The 18,894-nt window shown below is 43.7% G+C and carries 14 protein-coding genes and 1 pseudogene; 2 read left to right on the forward strand and 13 right to left on the reverse strand.

Features of this window, described 5'->3' with window-relative positions:
* Positions 1-231 precede the first annotated feature (231 nt).
* Both ACT8YW_RS15925 and ACT8YW_RS15930 read right to left on the reverse strand, forming a co-directional pair.
* The gene (locus ACT8YW_RS15925; protein WP_444106079.1) at positions 232-879 is read right to left on the reverse strand and encodes a GNAT family N-acetyltransferase; all 648 of its coding nucleotides are present in this window, start codon (positions 877-879) and stop codon (positions 232-234) included.
* A 171-nt stretch (positions 880-1,050) separates the two neighbouring features.
* A pseudogene (locus ACT8YW_RS15930) lies at positions 1,051-1,161 on the reverse strand (Ppx/GppA family phosphatase); the annotation flags it as partial.
* 172 nt (positions 1,162-1,333) lie between these two features.
* Between ACT8YW_RS15930 and ACT8YW_RS15935 the strand changes: the two are divergent.
* Positions 1,334-1,912 carry an HdeD family acid-resistance protein gene (locus ACT8YW_RS15935; protein ID WP_444106081.1) on the forward strand — a complete coding sequence of 193 codons (579 nt, stop codon included), beginning with the start codon at positions 1,334-1,336 and terminating at the stop codon, positions 1,910-1,912.
* Between the two features lie 162 nt (positions 1,913-2,074).
* On the opposite strand, the gene ACT8YW_RS15940 is transcribed toward ACT8YW_RS15935, so the two are convergent.
* The 6 genes from ACT8YW_RS15940 to dapF all read right to left on the reverse strand — a co-directional run bounded on the left by ACT8YW_RS15940 (position 2,075) and on the right by dapF (position 9,138).
* Positions 2,075-4,264, reverse strand: coding sequence for a glutamine synthetase III family protein (locus ACT8YW_RS15940; RefSeq protein WP_444106083.1), 2,190 nt, complete (start codon positions 4,262-4,264; stop codon positions 2,075-2,077).
* 46 nt (positions 4,265-4,310) lie between these two features.
* Positions 4,311-5,699 carry an ammonium transporter gene (locus tag ACT8YW_RS15945; RefSeq protein ID WP_444106085.1) on the reverse strand — a complete coding sequence of 463 codons (1,389 nt, stop codon included), beginning with the start codon at positions 5,697-5,699 and terminating at the stop codon, positions 4,311-4,313.
* A gap of 48 nt (positions 5,700-5,747) precedes the next feature.
* Positions 5,748-6,104 (reverse strand): P-II family nitrogen regulator, encoded by a 357-nt coding sequence (locus ACT8YW_RS15950; protein ID WP_004300089.1) that lies wholly within the window; start codon positions 6,102-6,104, stop codon positions 5,748-5,750.
* 144 nt (positions 6,105-6,248) lie between these two features.
* Positions 6,249-6,974: a hypothetical protein gene (locus ACT8YW_RS15955; protein ID WP_444106087.1), complete on the reverse strand. Its 726-nt coding sequence runs from the start codon at positions 6,972-6,974 to the stop codon at positions 6,249-6,251.
* 72 nt (positions 6,975-7,046) lie between these two features.
* The gene (locus ACT8YW_RS15960; RefSeq protein WP_004303699.1) at positions 7,047-8,279 is read right to left on the reverse strand and encodes an LL-diaminopimelate aminotransferase; all 1,233 of its coding nucleotides are present in this window, start codon (positions 8,277-8,279) and stop codon (positions 7,047-7,049) included.
* A gap of 52 nt (positions 8,280-8,331) precedes the next feature.
* The gene (dapF, locus tag ACT8YW_RS15965; protein WP_008651586.1) at positions 8,332-9,138 is read right to left on the reverse strand and encodes a diaminopimelate epimerase; all 807 of its coding nucleotides are present in this window, start codon (positions 9,136-9,138) and stop codon (positions 8,332-8,334) included.
* A gap of 414 nt (positions 9,139-9,552) precedes the next feature.
* On the opposite strand from dapF, the gene ACT8YW_RS15970 reads away from it, so the two are divergent.
* Complete coding sequence (locus ACT8YW_RS15970) at positions 9,553-9,849, forward strand: thioredoxin family protein (protein ID WP_004300083.1); 297 nt, start codon at positions 9,553-9,555, stop codon at positions 9,847-9,849.
* 246 nt (positions 9,850-10,095) lie between these two features.
* On the opposite strand, the gene ACT8YW_RS15975 is transcribed toward ACT8YW_RS15970, so the two are convergent.
* From ACT8YW_RS15975 to gltB, 5 genes are all read right to left on the reverse strand, one after another.
* The gene (locus ACT8YW_RS15975) at positions 10,096-10,863 is read right to left on the reverse strand and encodes a glycerophosphodiester phosphodiesterase family protein (RefSeq protein ID WP_004300081.1); all 768 of its coding nucleotides are present in this window, start codon (positions 10,861-10,863) and stop codon (positions 10,096-10,098) included.
* A 171-nt stretch (positions 10,864-11,034) separates the two neighbouring features.
* The gene (gene asnB / locus ACT8YW_RS15980) at positions 11,035-12,702 is read right to left on the reverse strand and encodes an asparagine synthase B (RefSeq protein WP_444106090.1); all 1,668 of its coding nucleotides are present in this window, start codon (positions 12,700-12,702) and stop codon (positions 11,035-11,037) included.
* 214 nt (positions 12,703-12,916) lie between these two features.
* A complete protein-coding gene (locus ACT8YW_RS15985) occupies positions 12,917-14,257 on the reverse strand; it encodes a glutamate synthase subunit beta (protein ID WP_444106092.1) in 1,341 nt (446 codons plus the stop codon).
* Between the two features lie 19 nt (positions 14,258-14,276).
* Entirely contained in the window at positions 14,277-14,339 is a 63-nt protein-coding gene (locus ACT8YW_RS15990) for a hypothetical protein (RefSeq protein WP_369523983.1), read from the reverse strand.
* The gene (gltB, locus tag ACT8YW_RS15995; protein ID WP_444106094.1) at positions 14,314-18,864 is read right to left on the reverse strand and encodes a glutamate synthase large subunit; all 4,551 of its coding nucleotides are present in this window, start codon (positions 18,862-18,864) and stop codon (positions 14,314-14,316) included. The genes ACT8YW_RS15990 and gltB overlap by 26 nt, the downstream gene beginning before the upstream one ends.
* Positions 18,865-18,894 lie beyond the last annotated feature (30 nt).

Raw genomic sequence — 18,894 nt, forward strand, 5'->3', positions numbered from 1 at the left:
AGATTAAGAATTACAAAGTGTCAATGGTGACTTTTTGTAAACTATAGTTTCTATAAGATAGGTTTCATCAATTGTTAAGGCATTTTTTCTCTCTGTCACAATTATATATTTTAATGCTTTGTAACTATGAAGAGACAAAGATAGTAGCTATGTTGAATAATAGTTGCTTGATGGCATAGCACGATAGAACTTCCGTAATGTACAAATCAAGCGATTTAAGTTTATTCAACCTTAAATCGCTTTTCTCCGCATCACTACTATCTGATCGAATCGCTTTTGTGACGGAGTGCCAACTATAATTTCCTTTGGAGGGAATCGCTTGTCGAACTCATTAGCAGCTGATTTATCGACCTGATATATTTCATCTTCTATGTAACGTCCTTTAGCGTTGGCTAAAGCATTATCATATAATTCATAAACATGAAGAGCTGTGGCATACATATTATCTTCGGTGCGAATCCCTAATGTTTCAGCAGGAATGAATCCTTGCCGGAGGTAATAATCTGGATCACCGCAAAGTAAAATGGCACGAAATCCCATATCGAAAGCTCGTTCTTTGGTTAGCGCAATCATTTTTCTTCCAATACCTTTCTGTTGATATTCGGGAAGAACAGAAATGAGCCCCAGACTCAATACTTCATATTGGTTACCGTCATCCGCCATGATAAATGATTTAAGGCAGACCACATTGCCGACAATCTTGCCATTAAGTTCTGCAACAATATCGAGTTCCGGTACAAACTTGGGATGGTTACGCATGATATGGAGGAGATAATGTTCGTCACACCCCGGAGAAAAATGATTCCAAAAGGCTTCCCGTGTGACATTTTCGGTTTCATTATAATCCGAAGGTTGCTCAATTCTAAGTTTTATATCCATCTTATTTCAAATATATAGTTGCACAAATATAAAGAACAAAATTCGAATATTTATCTCTTTAAGGACGAATCTGTGCATTATAGCAAGATGAGACAAAAACTCCCGATACAAAGTTTGAATATACACTAGTATCAGGAGCTTTTTGTATTGATGCATCAAGATTGTAGAGAATTAAACCTTGTTCATATTTTGCGTGTACAGACTATCGATGATACCGTCGGACAGTCCGATGGTAGGAACAATAACATCGGTCTGGTCCGGTTTCAACTTATATTGTTTCATACTGAAAGAGAACTGTTTAAATTTTCTGCAGAAATATCAATGCGAGATGTAATCGTCATAACGATATTATTACGAACTTATTACAATGTTTATTTGTTATTTTTATATATCAGTAGAAACACTTATATTCGCAAAAGTATTGAAACAGACTCGGTTAAAAAATATAGAATTTATGAAAACAATGAATTATTCCCTTATTCGTATTCTCTTTGCACTTGTAATAGGATTGGTGCTCGTTATTTGGCCAAATGCGGCTGCCAGCTATATTGTCATTACGGTTGGTGTTGCCTTTTTGATTCCCGGTGTTATCAGCCTTTTTGGTTATTTCGGCCGGAAAAGACAGGAAGGTGAAGCGGCTCCCCGTTTCCCGATAGAAGGAATCGGCAGTTTATTATTTGGACTTTGGTTGATTGTGATGCCTGAATTCTTTGCAGATGTTCTGATGTTTTTATTGGGATTTATCCTGATAATGGGAGGAGTGCAACAGATTGCTTCTTTATCGATGGCACGTCGGTGGATACCCGTTCCGGGAGCGTTTTACCTGGTTCCTTCATTGATTCTTATTGCGGGTATCATCGCTTTGTTTAATCCGACAGGAGCACGTAATACTGCATTTATAATTATTGGTGTGAGTAGTTTGGTTTATTCGCTTACCGAATTAATCAACTGGTTCAAGTTTACCCGTCGTCGTCCGAAGACTCCGGTGGTACATGACGATGATGATATTGAGGATGCAAAGATAATCGAATAAAAAAGAAGAGGACTGCTTCACAGCACCCCTCCCCGCAAACTTAAAACAACCAACAAAAGAAATAGATAATTTCATAACGGTGAACTGTGAGTGGTAAACGGTAAATGCGTTGCAATACAACTTGTTCGCCGTTCACCGTTTATCGTTCACCGTTCTTTTTTTCTATCTCACAAATAACAGTTCCCTGTATTTCGGAAGCGTCCACATCTGGTTGTCAACAATGAGTTCCAACTTATCGATGTGGTAGCGGATTTCTTCCAGTGCCGGAACGATCGTGTCGTGGTAGGCAATGGCTTTTTCCCGTTCGCTTTCTATCTTGTTCGCAACCTTACGAGCTTCAATCATTGCATCTACATGCTCCTTGATGAAGGCTGTGCGGTCGGCAATCTCTTCAATAAGTTCCAGGTTTTTAGCAGACAATTTCGCTGCCTTTTCTGCCGGGAAAAGAGATTGCATCTTATAGACATTATTAATTAAATCCGTTTGATATTGAGTGGCCACCGGAATGATATGGTTCATAGCCAAATCACCCAATACACGCGCCTCGATCTGAATCTTCTTCGTATACGTTTCCCATTTCACTTCGTTGCGGGCTTCTAGTTCTTTCTTTGTCATTACGCCGGTAGCTTCGAACATGGCAATGGTTTCTGGCTTCAGGTAATTATCGAAGATAACAGGAACACTGGTTTCGCAATCCAGTCCACGACGGGCTGCTTCTTTCTTCCATTCGTCGCTGTAACCATTGCCGTCAAAATGAATCGCTTTACATTCCTTGATATATCCACGGATAATTTCGAGAATGGCAGACACTTTAGGTTCTCCCTTTTCAATCAAAGCATCCACATCTTTCTTAAACTTCACCAATTGGTCTGCTACGGCAGAGTTCAATGCAATCATGGCAGATGCACAGTTTGCCTCGGAACCTACGGCACGGAACTCAAAACGGTTTCCGGTGAAAGCAAAAGGAGAGGTACGGTTACGGTCAGTATTATCAATCAACAATTCGGGAATCTGCGGAATATCCAACTTCATTCCTTGTTTGCCGCTAAGACTAATCAAATCATCTTTCGTACTATTTTCAATGTGATCCAATACCTGCGACAATTGCTTCCCAAGGAAAGAGGAGATGATGGCAGGAGGTGCCTCATTAGCTCCTAGACGGTGGGCGTTGGTAGCGCTGGAGATAGAAGCTTTCAACAATCCGTTATGATGATAAACTGCCATCAATGTGTTTACGACGAAGGTAACAAAACGCAGGTTATCTTCCGGAGTCTTACCCGGTGCCATTAATAAAATGCCCGTGTCAGTTCCCAACGACCAGTTGTTGTGTTTACCCGATCCGTTGACGCCCTTAAAAGGTTTTTCATGAAGCAGTACGCGGAAACCATGACGGCGACTAACCTTACGCATCAATGACATAATCAGCAAGTTATGGTCGTTAGCAAGGTTACACTCTTCAAAGATGGGGGCTAACTCGAACTGGTTCGGGGCAACTTCGTTGTGACGGGTCTTAACAGGAATACCCAACTTTAACGCTTCAATTTCGAGGTCCTTCATGAAAGCGGCTACGCGGGTGGGGATAGCACCGAAGTAGTGGTCCTCCAACTGCTGGTTTTTGGCACTGTCATGTCCCATCAAAGTACGACCGGTCATTAGCAAGTCCGGGCGTGCGGCATACAATCCTTCGTCTACCAGAAAGTATTCCTGTTCCCAGCCCAAGTAAGCAACTACTTTTTTCACTTCCGGGTTGAAGTAACGACATACGTCTACAGCAGCTTTATCTACAGCACGCAATGCTTTCAGCAAGGGAGCTTTATAGTCGAGAGCTTCGCCGGTATATGCAATAAACACAGTTGGGATGCAAAGCGTATCATCCACGATGAAAGCGGGTGATGAGGGGTCCCATGCGCTGTAACCACGCGCTTCGAATGTATTGCGGATTCCGCCATTCGGGAAAGAAGAAGCATCCGGTTCCTGTTGCACAAGCAGTTTGCCTGTAAATTCTTCCATCATGCCACCTTTACCGTCATGTTCGACGAAAGCATCGTGCTTTTCTGCCGTACCCTCGGTCAGCGGTGCAAACCAGTGTGTGTAATGAGTGACACCCATTTCGATAGCCCATTTCTTCATGCCGGCAGCTACCTCGTCGGCAATGCTGCGATCTAGCGGAGCACCGTTGTCAATTGCATCAATCAGTGCATTGTATACCTTACTGGGAAGGTATTTGAACATTTTTTCCTTGTTGAATACATACTTTCCGAAGTATTCCGAAGGACGTTCGGCAGGGGTTGCTACCTCAACAGCTTTCTTTTTGAAAGCTGTCTCTACTACTCTGAATCTAAGTTTTGACATAATACCTGATTTGATTTGTTGTTAAATATGTTAGAGTTTCTCTGTTTTAACTGTTGTATGCGGATTCTCCATGTTCATAGATGTCAAGTCCCTCTTCTTCCACCCGTCTGTCGACGCGGATACCGATGAGTGAATCCACAATTTTGTAAAGAACAAAAGTGATGACCGCACTGAATAAGATAGAGACTACTGTTGCGACAATCTGCACCCACAACTGATGCCAGTCACCATAAAGAGCTCCTTCTACGCCGCCTTCACCAGTGATATATTGAGTGGCAAAGACTCCGGTAAGGATAGAACCTACGATACCACCGATTCCGTGTACCCCGAACGCGTCGAGTGCGTCGTCGTATTTGAATTTGGGCTTCACTACCGCTACCATGAAAAAGCAGATAACCGGAGTAATCAGACCGATAAAGAAAGCACCCAATAAATCTACCGTGCCCGCTGCCGGGGTAATGGCAACCAATCCGGCCACTGCACCTGTACATGCACCTACCGTTGTCGGTTTTTTATTGCAGAACCAGTCAATAAGCATCCAAGTGACTGCTGCAACAGCTGTGGCAATATGCGTTACCATGAAAGCGTTGGCTGCAAGTCCGTCGGCAGCCAAGCCACTTCCTGCATTGAATCCAAACCATCCCAGCCACAGGAAAGACGTTCCCATGAATACGAAGGTGATGTTATGCGGAGTAATCGGGTGACCGATCCGGTAATCCTCTCTTTTCCCCAGCATGATCGCCATAACAAGGGCTGAAATTCCGGCATTGATATGCACTACCGTACCACCGGCAAAATCGATGGCTCCCATTTGCTGAAGGAATCCGCCTCCCCATACCCAATGTGCCATCGGGAAGTAAGCCAATATTACCCAGAGGATAATAAATACCATGTATCCGGAGAATTTGATTCTTTCGGCAAATGCTCCCAGGATAAGTGCAGGCGTGATGATGGCGAACATACATTGGAACATGACGAATGTCAGTTCGGGAATATCCCCGGTTGTTAACGTATTGATGGTGATTCCGTGGAGGAATGCTTTGTCGAATCCTCCTATAATGGCTCCCAACGGATTGCCTGATTCCATAAAACTGGTACCGAATGCCCAACTATAACCGAAAGTGACCCATAATATACTGACTACACCGACAATGAGTAATGTCTGCATGATGATACTCAATATATTTTTCTGGCGTACCAATCCGCCATAGAACAATGCGATACCGGGAATACTCATTAATAAAACGAGAATGGTAGCTACGATAAGCCAAGCTGTGTTGCCGCTGTTGAGAACAGGAGTTTCTTCTACAATTGTTATCTCTTCTGATAACTTTACAGTGTCTTGTGCATAAGCACTGGGAGCAAATAAACAGGCCATAATGATGGCTGCCATGATTCCAATTTTGGAAATGGCATATATAATATGTCTACTCATGATGATTTTACATTATTAGTTATACGGATAGCTGTTGGGGAGAAAGAGTTATCTTTCTTGTTCTGCGTTGTAGAGTGCGATATCTCCTCTCTCGCCGGTACGGATGCGGATGGCGTCTTCAATAGGAATAACGAAAATACGTCCGTCTCCGATTTCTCCCGTGTGTGCGGATTTTAAAATAGCTTGTACGGTCTTTTCTGCATTCTTGTCGCGTACTATAATAGAGATCAGGATACGTTCGATAGAACTTGTATCGTACATAACACCGCGATAGATACGGGCTTCCCGGGCTTTCCCGATGCCTCTTACATCGTAGTAAGAGAACCATTCGATGTCCGCTTCGAGGAGAGCCGTTTTCACGTCCTCGAATTTGGTTTTACGGATAATAGCTTCAATCTTTTTCATATACCTTAAATATTAGTGTTGACCTGTAAAAGAAAGAGGTATAGGGTGTGGCAGCCATAGTAGGTTACCATACAACAAACCGATAAAATCTAAACTCTAACTACCTGATCCCTATACGCTCTTTGATATTCTATATTCTCTCTCTTAAAAACTTAATCCGAATGCGAAGTAGGCTCCTTCTGTCCGTGGATTGACAGATACCTTGGCAAATGCCGGAACGGAGAAGGAATCTGTGATTTTGATATCCTTGGAAGCTCCGAGACTTACGTCTGATACGCAGAACCCACTTGTATAGCCATTGTAGAAAGTTGTCTCCCAAGGAACCATACCTAAATCTACTGTCCAGTCGAGACCTCCCAATTTGAATGGTGCGCTAAGTGCGAGGTAAGAAGAATAAGCCCTTTTACCATTTTCTTTCACGCCGTCGGCACCTGCAAAATTTGTATACCAGTTGACTGCCAGTGGTCCGAAGTCATATCCGACTTGTGCTTCAAATACATGAGCCGTTGAATGAGCTCCGTATTTAAAATACTTGTTAGTTGCTACTTGGGTATTAAACCAATAATCCGTCACTGAAACGCTAAAACCACCCGTCGAATAGCCGAGAGTTAAATCGAACTCTTTCGTATCTGTCGATTCGAACCCTACCGATCCCCATGCTCCGAGTGAGAAACCCTTGTAAGCGATTCCCAATGAAGGCTGAATACTAACTCCGCCTAAATCCTGGCCACGCCAGATGTAACCACTCACCAGATCGGCTCCAACGGAAGCTTCCACTTTATCTTGCGCCAACATTGCAGATGGAGCAAACCCTGTCAGTAATAATGCTACTATTATTACTCCCCATTTTTTGTTAATCGTCGTTTTCATCGTCTTTTTACCTTTAAGTTAGAAAAATGTGGATGTACGGTCCATGTATATAGTAGCGCGCGAAATACTATCTTATAGCCAGTTTTTTATTCTTCTCATTGCTTCGATACAGTCGTTACGTTCGCCAAAGGCAGTCAGGCGGATATATCCTTCACCGCTTGGTCCGAAGCCTACACCAGGGGTACCGACCACATTGGCTTCATACAACATCTGTTCGAAGAATCGCCATGACGAAAGCCCGTTCGGAGTTTTCACCCACAAGTAGGGAGCGTTGACTCCTCCATACACTTTCAGTCCTGTGGCTTCCAATCCCTCTTTCATAATTTTGGCGTTGGTCATATAATAGCCGATTGTTTCTTTAATCTGTGCTTTGCCTTCTGCACTGTAAACGGCTTCTGCTGCCCGTTGAGTAATGTAAGAAGTACCGTTGAACTTGGTGCACTGGCGGCGGTTCCACAATCTGTTGAGTGGGATGCGGTCTCCTTCCAATGTGGCGGCAGTAAGCTCTTTCGGAACTACGGTATATCCGCAGCGTACTCCGGTAAATCCTGCCGTTTTTGAAAAACTACGGAATTCGATTGCACACTTTTTAGCTCCCTTAATCTCATAGATAGAGTGGGGGACATTCTCGTCCTGGATATATGCTTCATAAGCGGCATCGAACAGAATCAATGTATCGTTTGCCAATGCATAGTCCACCCATTTCTTCAGTTCCGGTTTGGTTAAGGTCGTTCCTGTCGGGTTGTTCGGATAGCAGAGATAAACAATGTCTATCCGTTTGTCCGGAATTTCCGGAATAAAGTTGTTCTCACTTGTGCAAGGCATATAAGTAACATTACTCCATTTGCCCGTCTCTTCTTCCAACACTCCGGCGCGTCCGCACATGACATTGCTGTCTATATAAACCGGATAGATGGGATCTGTAACACCTACGCTATTGTCATGGCGAAGAATATCGCCTATATTTCCGGTATCGCTTTTGGCACCGTCACTGACAAATATCTCGGATGCCGAGAAGTGAATCCCACGTGGAATAAAGTCATTTTTTATAATTGCTTCAATCAGAAAATCATATCCCTGTTCAGGACCATATCCGCGGAATGTATCCTTGCTGGCCAGCTCTTCTACCGCTTTGTGCATGGCTTCGATACACGCTTTCGGAAGCGGTTGGGTGACATCACCGATACCCAACCGGATAATATCCTGTTTAGGATGTGTTATCTTGAAGGTATTTACCTTTTTCGCTATGTCCGAGAATAAATAGCTTCCCGGTAACTTCAAAAAATGTTCGTTTACTAATGCCATCTTGTTATTGTTTTAAGTTCTGCGAAATCTAATACTCAATACCTGATACTTATTACTTATCCTCAATCTCCCCATCGAAAACTTTGGTTGCCGGTCCGGTCATTAATATATGTCCGGAGATTTCATCCCATTCAATGGTGACTGTCCCTCCATCCATGATTACATCGCTTTTTCTTCCTGTAAGTCCGTTGATGAAGGCGGCTACTGCTGTGGCGCAAGCACCTGTCCCGCAAGCTTGAGTGATTCCCGATCCTCTTTCCCACACCCTCATCCGTATGGTGTCTTTGCTGACAATCTGTGCAAACTCCACATTGGTTCTGTCGGGAAAAAGAGGATGATTCTCCAGTTCAGGACCGATTTCCGGTAAATTAATCTGGGTGATGTCCTCAACAAATGTGACGAGATGCGGATTACCCATTGATACTTTGGTTGACCGGAAAGGATACTTTCCTCCCCACTGAATCTCTTCTGTTTCCAACGGGCTACCCATGTCTACGGTGACTGCACTAACTGTTTTTCCCTCTACATGCAGTTTCAGGATTTTTATTCCTGATCGTGTATCCAGCGTAATTTCTGTTTTGTCAGTCAAGCCGTATTCATATACATATTTGCCTACACAACGGCTTCCGTTACCGCACATCATAGCTTCCGAACCGTCCGCATTGAAAATGCGCATGCTGAAATCCGCTTTATCAGAGACACCAATCAATATAAGTCCATCACTTCCGATTCCTGTATGAAACTTGCTCCATTCGATTGCCTTCTTTGCAGGGTCGGCTATCGGATATTGGCTTGTGTCTACATATATGTAGTCATTTCCCGCTCCATGCATTTTTGTGAACTTAATCTTTGTTGTCATTTTGATTGATATTTGTTAGTTGTTGTAACCTTTTGTTTTATTACGATGCAAAGATATGACTTTTTGCTTTATATTTTACTAAAAAGTATATCTAATATCTATTTATTTTCTTCAAACTTATAATCGCTTTATATACGGCCACATTTAGTTATAATTTGAAATTATACCTATTTATATATTAATAAACTGTTATTTGGATGAATTGTTTTGCATATTCTTCCATAATATATGAAGAATATTTAGCCTTGATAATCGGTGAAATCAGCTATAAAAACAAGAAATATATCCTTTTCCTTTTGACGATATGAAAGTGAAAACCCCTATTTATCTATCATATTGCTCACCGGATATGCTGAAGAACCTTTTTCTGTATTCATTGTTTTAGCACTATCATTAATATAAAAACGTAGAGATATGAATATAGAGAAACAATTAGAAACAGCAGTTAAGACCAACCATTTGGTGTTGGTAGTATTTTATGCCGACTGGTCACCTCATTATGAGTGGATAGGTCCTGTGCTTCGGACTTACGAAAAGAGAACTGTAGAATTGATTAGAGTGAATGCTGAAGAAAATAGAACAATAGCCGATGCACATAATGTAGAAACAGTGCCCGCCTTTCTTTTATTGCATAAGGGACATGAATTATGGAGACAGGTAGGAGAGCTTACGGTAGGAGAGTTGAAAGAGGTATTAGATGATTTCCAGTAAATCGTTTGTAATCTTTTATTGGCATATATAGAAAAGACCTTTTTCTTTTCAAATGAAAAAAATGGGTGTTCTTAATATGCTGGTATTTAGTTTGTTATGAAAGCTCATTTTTCCTTTAAAAGAAACGGGTGGTTCCTTTTAAAGGAACCACCCGTTCGACACCGAGAAACACCCTGTTTCTTTTAAAGGAACGAGCTGTTTCTTTAAAGACGGATATTAAATAGTTTACTTTGTAATGATTTTATCTTATTGATGTTTTTTCAGTTCTTCTTGTAAGATAACTGGTTCGTTGGTGGTAATGAAATCTACTTTCTGTTCGATCAGCGATTTCATATCTTCCACTTCGTCCACAGTCCACACATTTACTTTCAAGCCGAGTTCATGAGCTTCTTTGATCCATTCGGGGTGTTTCTTAATCACTCCCATGTGATAATCAAGACCGGCAGCACCGAGTTCCTTTAATTCTTTGGGAGACAGTTCTCCGTTAAGGTAAAATACCGGAGTACCGGCAGGAGCCAGGCGGATAAACTCTTTCATGGCGTGCAGGGAGAACGTGATATATTCCATGCGGTTTTCCAGTCCCATTTTCTTCACCATGGCAAGGATTCCCTGTACGGCTTTGGTTTCCCGTTTCTTATTGCTATGTGCTTTCAGTTCGAGAATCAGTCGGGTATTACAGTTTTTCCCGGCTTCCAGATATTGTTCCAGGCTGGGTAAGTTTTCTCCGTTGGATAATTTAAGTCCGGTCAGTGCGTCACCTTTGGAATACTCCATCGGTCTCATCTTGTATACAGGATCATGGTTGACCACCAACTTGTTATCCTTAGCGATCCATACGTCAAATTCTGAACCGTAACAACCGATGGAATCTGCTTTTAGAAGTGATGAAATACTGTTTTGTGATGATCCCGGAGTTTTCCAGAATCCACGGTGGGCTATCACTTTTGTCTGTGCCTGCATACAGCAAGCAACCATTAGAAGGGCAGAAGCCATCATCATTTTTTTTAAATTCATTTGTTTGGTCTTTTAAAAGTTTGATAGATTTAATTTGGTTTGGCCTCAAAATTATAAAAAAGAAAACGCAAATCAGACAATAATATGCTAATCTGCGTTAATCCTTGAGATTTTAAAATAGAAATGTTACAAAAGAATAACAGAAAGAACAGATTCTGTTATTCTTATCAGTTAAGTATAGGCCTCTTCGTGTATTCCTCTCACCGCACGTCCGCTAGGCTCATTCAGATTCCTGAAAGCAATATCCCACGCCAGCGCTTCTGCTGTGGAGCAGGCCACACTGGGAACACTGGGTACGGTGCGTGCTGCACTTTCACTGGGGAAATGCTCTTCAAAGATACTGCGATAATAGTATTCTTCTTTATTTTGTGGCGTGTTGATAGGGAAGCGTTCGGCAGCATGTTCCATTTGCTGATCGCTCACAGCAGCAGCTGTGATTTCCCTCAATGTGTCAATCCATGAATATCCTACACCGTCACTGAACTGCTCTTTTTGTCTCCACGCCACACTTTCCGGTAACATCTCGGCAAAGGCTTCGCGAACAATCCGTTTCTCAATTTCCTTTCCGGGGCACATTTTAGCTTTCGGATTCAGGTTCATGGCTACGTCGAGGAATTCTTTATCAAGGAAAGGAACACGTCCTTCTACTCCCCATGCTGACAAACTTTTATTGGCGCGGAGGCAATCGTACATGTGCAACTTTGAAAGTTTACGTACTGTTTCTTCGTGGAATGCCTGTGGAGTGGGAGCCTTGTGGAAATACAGATAACCACCGAAAACTTCATCGGCGCCTTCACCGCTCAACACCATTTTGATACCCATCGATTTGATGACACGTGCCAGTAGGTACATGGGAGTGGAAGCGCGTACCGTGGTTACATCGTATGTCTCGATGAAATAAATGACATCACGCAGGGCATCCAAACCTTCCTGAACAGTATAGTTTATTTCGTGATGGACAGTACCGATATATTCAGCCACTTCACGTGCTTTAATCAAATCGGGAGCACCTTTTAGTCCGATGGCGAAGGAGTGGAGTTGAGGCCACCACGCATCACTCGCTCCGTCTGTTTCTATACGCTTTGCCGCATATTTTTTGGCAATGGCGGAGATGACAGAACTATCCAACCCGCCCGAAAGAAGCACTCCGTACGGTACGTCACTCATTAACTGGCGGTGTACAGCCTCTTCTAATGCTATTTTCACATCAACGGTTTGTGCATCATTCTCTTTTACGGTTTCATATTCTGTCCAGTCGCACGAATACCAACGTTTCATTTTTCCCTCTTTACTATAGAAGTAATGTCCGGGGAGAAATATTTCATATTCGTCGCAAAATCCTTCAAGGGCTTTCAACTCGCTGCCGAAGTAGATTTTTCCCTCTTTATCTTTTCCTATATATAAAGGAATAACCCCTATCGGATCACGGGCAATTAGAAATTCATCCTTTTCCTCATCATAAAGAACGAAAGCAAAGATACCGCTAATATCTTCCAGAAAATGGATGCCTTTATCTTTGTAAAGGGCAAGAATTACCTCACAGTCACTTCCGGTCTGAAAGTTATATTTTCCCGCATATTTAGCGCGAATATCACGGTGATTGTAAATCTCACCGTTGACGGCGAGCACTTGTTTACGATCGGGAGAGTATAACGGCTGTCCGCCACTTTGCGGGTCGACAATGGAAAGACGTTCGTGTGCCAGGATGGCACTTCCGCCTACATAGATTCCACTCCAGTCCGGTCCGCGATGACGGATCTTCTGGGCCATTTTCAGTGCTTTATCTCTTAGCTCTTTCGTTTGAACTTTGATGTTGAGTATACCTGCTATTCCACACATAACTTTAATTTTTAGAGGGGGTAATGTAATCTGTTGATTGTTTATTCGCTATTTCTAAGAAGCTGACTAGTTATTCTTAATTCGTTCCATAATTGTTATCGTTTAGTTCCACAACTGTTTCCCTTTAGTTCCATATCTGTTATTCTTTAGTTCTACAGATATGGAACGAACCGATAATAGCAATCGAGCTTCTTGTTGTACACTGTTGCAAACCTTATTGTATTAGATAAGCATCTATTTCCGCCGCAGCCTTTCGTCCTCCCGCCATGGCGCGTACCACTAGGCTGGCACCAGTCTCGGCATCACCGGCAAGAAATACATTCTTTGCAAATTTGGGTTGTTCCGGTTTCAGGAATCCCATCGCCAATAATACCATATCAGCCTCGATGACTTCCTTCTTCCCTGTTGGTTTCATTGTGGGACGTCCGCCATCTGCTGCCGGAATCCATTCCACTTCTTCCACTTCTACACCTGTCACTTTTCCATTCTTTCCGAGGAACTGATTGGAAGCCAGACACCAACGGCGTGTACAACCTTCTTCATGGCTGGAAGTCGTTTTGAAGACTACCGGCCATTGAGGCCATGGAGTTGCCGGATTGTATCCGACAGGAGGTTTCGGCATGATCTCTATTTGGGTGACACTGACGGCTCCTTGTCGCACGCTGGTTCCGATACAGTCGGAACCGGTATCACCGCCACCTATCACGAGAACCTTTTTGCCTTTGGCATTTACCAACTTGTCTTTCGGGAAAGTCTGTCCTGCCAGAATCCTATTCTGTTGTGCCAGCATTTCGAGTGCGAAATGAATCCCTTTCAGTTCACGTCCCGGAATACTCAAGTCACGTGCTGCTGGTGTTCCGGTACAGATGCAGTAGGCATCGAATCCTTCCGGTAAATGATTGACATCTATTTCTACTCCCATCTCAAACCGGATTCCTTCTGCGGCTAATATCTTCATCCGTCGGTCGATTACATTCTTGTCCAGTTTGAAATTAGGGATACCAAATCGCAGTAATCCTCCGGGAGCTTCATCCTTATCGAATAGAGTAACGCTATATCCTTTTAGATTTAACTGATTGGCAACTACCAGTCCGGCAGGACCTGCACCAATCACCGCTACTTTCTTTCCGTTTCTTTCCGGAGTCTTTACCTGTATATATCCTTCACGAAAAGCCGCTTCTACAATAGCCGCTTCATTCTCGCGAATAGTCACCGGCTGATCGCAGGAAAGTTTCAATACGCATGATTTCTCGCAAAGGGCAGGGCAGATACGTCCTGTAAATTCCGGAAAATCGCAAGTAGACGACAGCACCTCGTAAGCCTCTTTCCATTTCCCCCTGTACAATGCATCCTGCCATTCCGGTTGTTTGTTCCCTATCGGACATGCCCAATGACAGAAAGGTACACCGCAATCCATGCAACGCGATGCCTGCAACTTACGGCTATTTGTATTCAATGTCTGTTCCACCTGACTGTAGTCAGTGATTCGTTCGCTCACAGGGCGATATCCCGCCTCCTGCCGAGCTATATTTAAAAATGCTCTAGGATCTCCCATATAAATTAAAAATTGAGAATTAAAAATTGAAAAATAGTTGGTGATCGAGAAGTTGTCTAATAGTCTCTTTGCATATCTGCAATTTTTTGTTGTAACTTTCTCATTTGTTCTTCCTGTAGTACTTTTTTGTATTCGATGGGCACTACTTGGATGAATTGATCTACGTAATGATTCCAGTTGTCGAGCAGGATGCGTGCCAGTTTCGAGCCTGTGTAGAGGTAATGCTGGCGGATTAGTTCGTGCAACTCTTTCCGGTAGCTGGCTTCTTCGATGAGTGACAGTTCCACCATTTCCATGTTACAGAAATAATCGAAGTTGCCGTCTTTGTTCCATACATAAGCTACACCGCCACTCATACCGGCTGCAAAGTTACGTCCGGTTTGTCCGAGGACTACCACACGACCTCCGGTCATGTATTCGCAACAATGGTCACCCACGCCTTCTACGACGGCAACTGCGCCGGAGTTACGAACAGCGAAACGTTCTCCTACACGGCCGTTGATATATACTTCACCGCTTGTTGCGCCATAAAGCAAGGTATTACCGGCGATTGTATTTTTTTCGGCTTCGAAATTGCTGCGGATAGGAGGTAATACGGAGATACGCCCGCCGCTCAATCCTTTACCTAGGTAATCATTCGCTTCACCTTCCAGTTTAAAGTTAACTCCCGGTACGAGAAAAGCTCCGAAAGATTGACCTGCCGAACCTTTGAATTTCACATTCAACGTATGTTCCGGCAATCCTTTGGCACCGTATTTCTTGGCGATTACTCCGGAAAGCATAGCACCTATTGCACGGTCTGTATTGGCAATCGTATATTCTAAAGAAATCTCTTTCTCATGTTCGATAGCTTCTTGTGCGGCATCGATGATGGTTACATCCTTTACAGCAGAAATTCCATGATCTTGGTCGATGACATGACGGATAGCCGCACTGTTGTCAACACGTGCCAGCAATTTGGTGAAGTCGATTAAAGCATGTTTCGGATTTGGGTCATTGGCATCGGACTTGCGCTCGATTAAGTCTGTACGCCCGATGATGTCATCCATCCGGGTGAATCCCATTTCAGCCAAATGCTCGCGGACTTCCTGTGCCAGGAATGTGAAAAAGTTTACTAAATATTCACTGCGTCCATGAAAGCGTTTACGTAACTCTTCATTCTGCGTGGCAACTCCTACCGGACAAGTGTTCTGATGGCATTTACGCATCATCACACAACCTAATACAATCAATGCCGAGGTGGCGAAACCATATTCTTCGGCACCCATTAAAGCCATTAAAATGACATCACGTCCGGTTTTCAGTTGTCCGTCGGCTTGCAGGACTATTTGACCACGAAGTCCGTTCAAAACCAATGTTTGCTGTGTCTCGCTCAATCCCAATTCCGGTGAGATACCCGCATAGCGGATAGAAGAAGCCGGAGAAGCACCTGTTCCCCCTTCAGCACCAGAGATGACAATTAGGTCCGCCTTTGCTTTTGCCACACCCGCAGCAATCGTACCGACGCCGCTTTCTGCTACCAGTTTCACACTGATTTTGGCCTGTGGATTTACATTTTTCAAATCGAAGATTAATTGTGCCAAATCCTCAATCGAATAAATATCATGATGAGGCGGAGGAGAAATCAGCGAAATTCCCGGAATGGAATGACGTGTTTTCGCAATCACATCGTTCACTTTAAATCCCGGTAGTTGTCCGCCTTCACCCGGTTTGGCTCCCTGTGCTATCTTGATTTGAATCTCGTCCGCATTCACCAGATATTCTGCCGTTACACCGAAACGACCGGAAGCTACCTGCTTGATTGCACTTCGTAAAGAACTGCCATCGGGCAGCGGTTGGAAACGGGCAGCGTCTTCGCCACCTTCACCGGTATTACTGCGTCCGTGAATTTTATTCATGGCAATAGCCATTGCCTCATGAGCCTCTTTGCTGATAGAACCAAAAGACATAGCCCCCGTGACGAAACGATGCAGAATGTTTTCCACCGGTTCTACCTGATCGATTGAAATCGGATTACGACGGAATCCCAGAAAGTCACGAAGGAAAATAGGCTTCTCTTTTTCGTCTACCAGATGGGTGTACTCTTTAAATTTTTTATAACTCCCCAGTCGTGTAGCCAATTGCAGAGTGCTGATTGTTTCCGGATTCCATGCGTGCTTTTCTCCATCTTTACGGAAAGCATACAAACCGTTATTTTTTAATAACTCTTCATTTTTAATACTTTCAAATCCTTCTTTATGGAAAGCAATGGCATCTTTGGCTATTTCTTCCAGACGGATACCTTCGATCGGTGAACCGAGTCCTCCAAAATAAGCCTTGCTCAATTCTTCACTCAAACCGACAGCTTCGAAAATCTTAGCACCACGATAGGAGCGGATCGTAGAGATACCCATCTTACTCATGATTTTAAACAAGCCTTTACAGATGGATTTGATATAGTTCTTTTCAGCAGTGGTATAATCCAACTGAATATCTTTGTCTTTTACCAGTCGGTCGAGGACAGCGAATGCCATGTAAGGATTCAGGGCACTTGCTCCGAAACCCAACAATAACGCGGCGTGCATCACTTCACGTATTTCACCACTTTCTACGATCAATGCCGTTTGCACCCGTTTACCAACTGAAATCAGGTGGTGATGAACAGCGCTTACTGCCAGCAATGATGGAATGGCAGCATGGGTAATATCCACCTCACGGTCGGTCAGGACAATGTAGTTTACACCTTCCGTCACGGATTCTTCCGCCATTTTACAAAGATGGGTCAGTGCTTCCTGCAGTCCGGCTTTCCCTTTTGCAACCTCAAACAACATGGGTAGTTTGACTGTTTTGAAGCCTTTATACCGGATATTACAAAGAATATCCAGTTGGGTATTGCTTAAAATCGGATGATTCAGGCGTACCATTTTGCAATGACTTTCACTGGGCGTCAGAATATTCATACCGACTGCTCCAATGTATTCCGTCAATGACATCACCAGTTCTTCACGAAGGGGATCAATGGGCGGATTGGTTACCTGTGCAAATTGCTGACGGAAATAGTTGTAAAGCAACTGTGGTTTATCTGAAAGTACGGCGAGTGGCGTATCGTTACCCATTGAATTGATCGGTTCTGCTCCGGTGCTTGCCATCGGCATAATCAGCCTTTCGATGTCCTCTTTGGAGTAGCCGAAAGTACGAAGCATCCGGTCGTAGTTTGCTACGTGATGAGGAACTTTGCGCCCGCTTTTCAGTTCATCCAGTTCGATTCGGTTGGTAGATAGCCAGGTGCGGTAAGGCTTGGCTTCAGCCAACTGTTTTTTCAGTTCGCCGTCATAGTAGATCTCGCCTTTTTCCGTATCTACCAGCAGGATTTTGCCGGGCTGTAAGCGACCTTTTTCTTTGATGTCTCCCGGTTCGAAATCCATAACACCGACTTCCGAAGCCACTACCATCATATCGTTTTTAGTAATCAGATAACGGGCAGGGCGCAGGCCATTGCGGTCGAGCATACCTCCGGCAAATCGTCCGTCGCTGAATAGTAGTGCGGCCGGTCCGTCCCACGGTTCCATCAGGATGGAGTGGTATTCGTAGAATGATTTTAGATCCTCACTGATCGGGTTCTTCTCGTTGAAAGATTCCGGCACGAGCATAGCCATGGCATGTGGCAGGCTCAATCCTGACATCACCAGGAACTCCAGTACATTGTCCAGAGAAGCACTGTCGCTCATACCCGGTTGTATAATCGGGCGGATTTCTTTTATATCACCTAAAGTGGGAGTGGAGAGTACACTTTCACGGGCTTCCATCCATCCTCGGTTACCACGGATAGTATTGATTTCACCGTTGTGTGCCAGCAGACGGAACGGCTGTGCCAATCCCCATGTAGGGAATGTATTGGTACTGAAACGAGAGTGCACCAATGCCAGTCCGCTGGTAAAATAGCTATTTGTCAGGTCCGGATAATAGTTGCGCAGCTGTAATGATGAAAGCATACCTTTATATATAATGCTTTTGGTAGAGAGTGACACAACATAAAAATCGTCTTTTGCCGGAATAGATGACAATCTGACTTTATTTTCGATTCTTTTCCGGATCAGATATAACTTCCGGTCGGCCGTTTCCGTTTCTGTAAATCCGGTGATAAACACCTGCTTGATGTCAGGTTCGTTTGCCAAAGCAGATTCTCCTAGAATTTCAGGGCAGGTGGGCACATTGCGCAGATGCATCAATGTGAGTCCTTCTTTTTCAATTTCTTCAATAATGATACTTAGAATAGCTGCCTGGTCTTTTTCGTTTTTCGGTAAAAACAATAACCCTGTGCCGTACCGTCCTTTTTCGGGGACAGGAATACCTTGTAATAAAATAAACTCATGCGGAATTTGAAGCATGATACCTGCACCGTCACCGGTCTTGTTATCCGCACCCTCGGCACCGCGATGGCGCATGTTTTCTAATACCTTTAAAGCCGACTCAACAATGTCGTGTGACTTTTCTCCATGAATGTTAACCAGCATACCGACACCGCAGGCATCGTGTTCGTATGCCGCATCGTACAAGCCCATCTGTTGGGGCTGTCGTTGGTAAGGGAATCCTTCTGTTACGTTGTTAAAAAGTTCTTGTTTCTTCATTCTTACTAGCTTTATTGTATGATAATACCT

The organism is Bacteroides sp. (genome assembly GCF_052357945.1).
GTDB lineage: Bacteria > Bacteroidota > Bacteroidia > Bacteroidales > Bacteroidaceae > Bacteroides.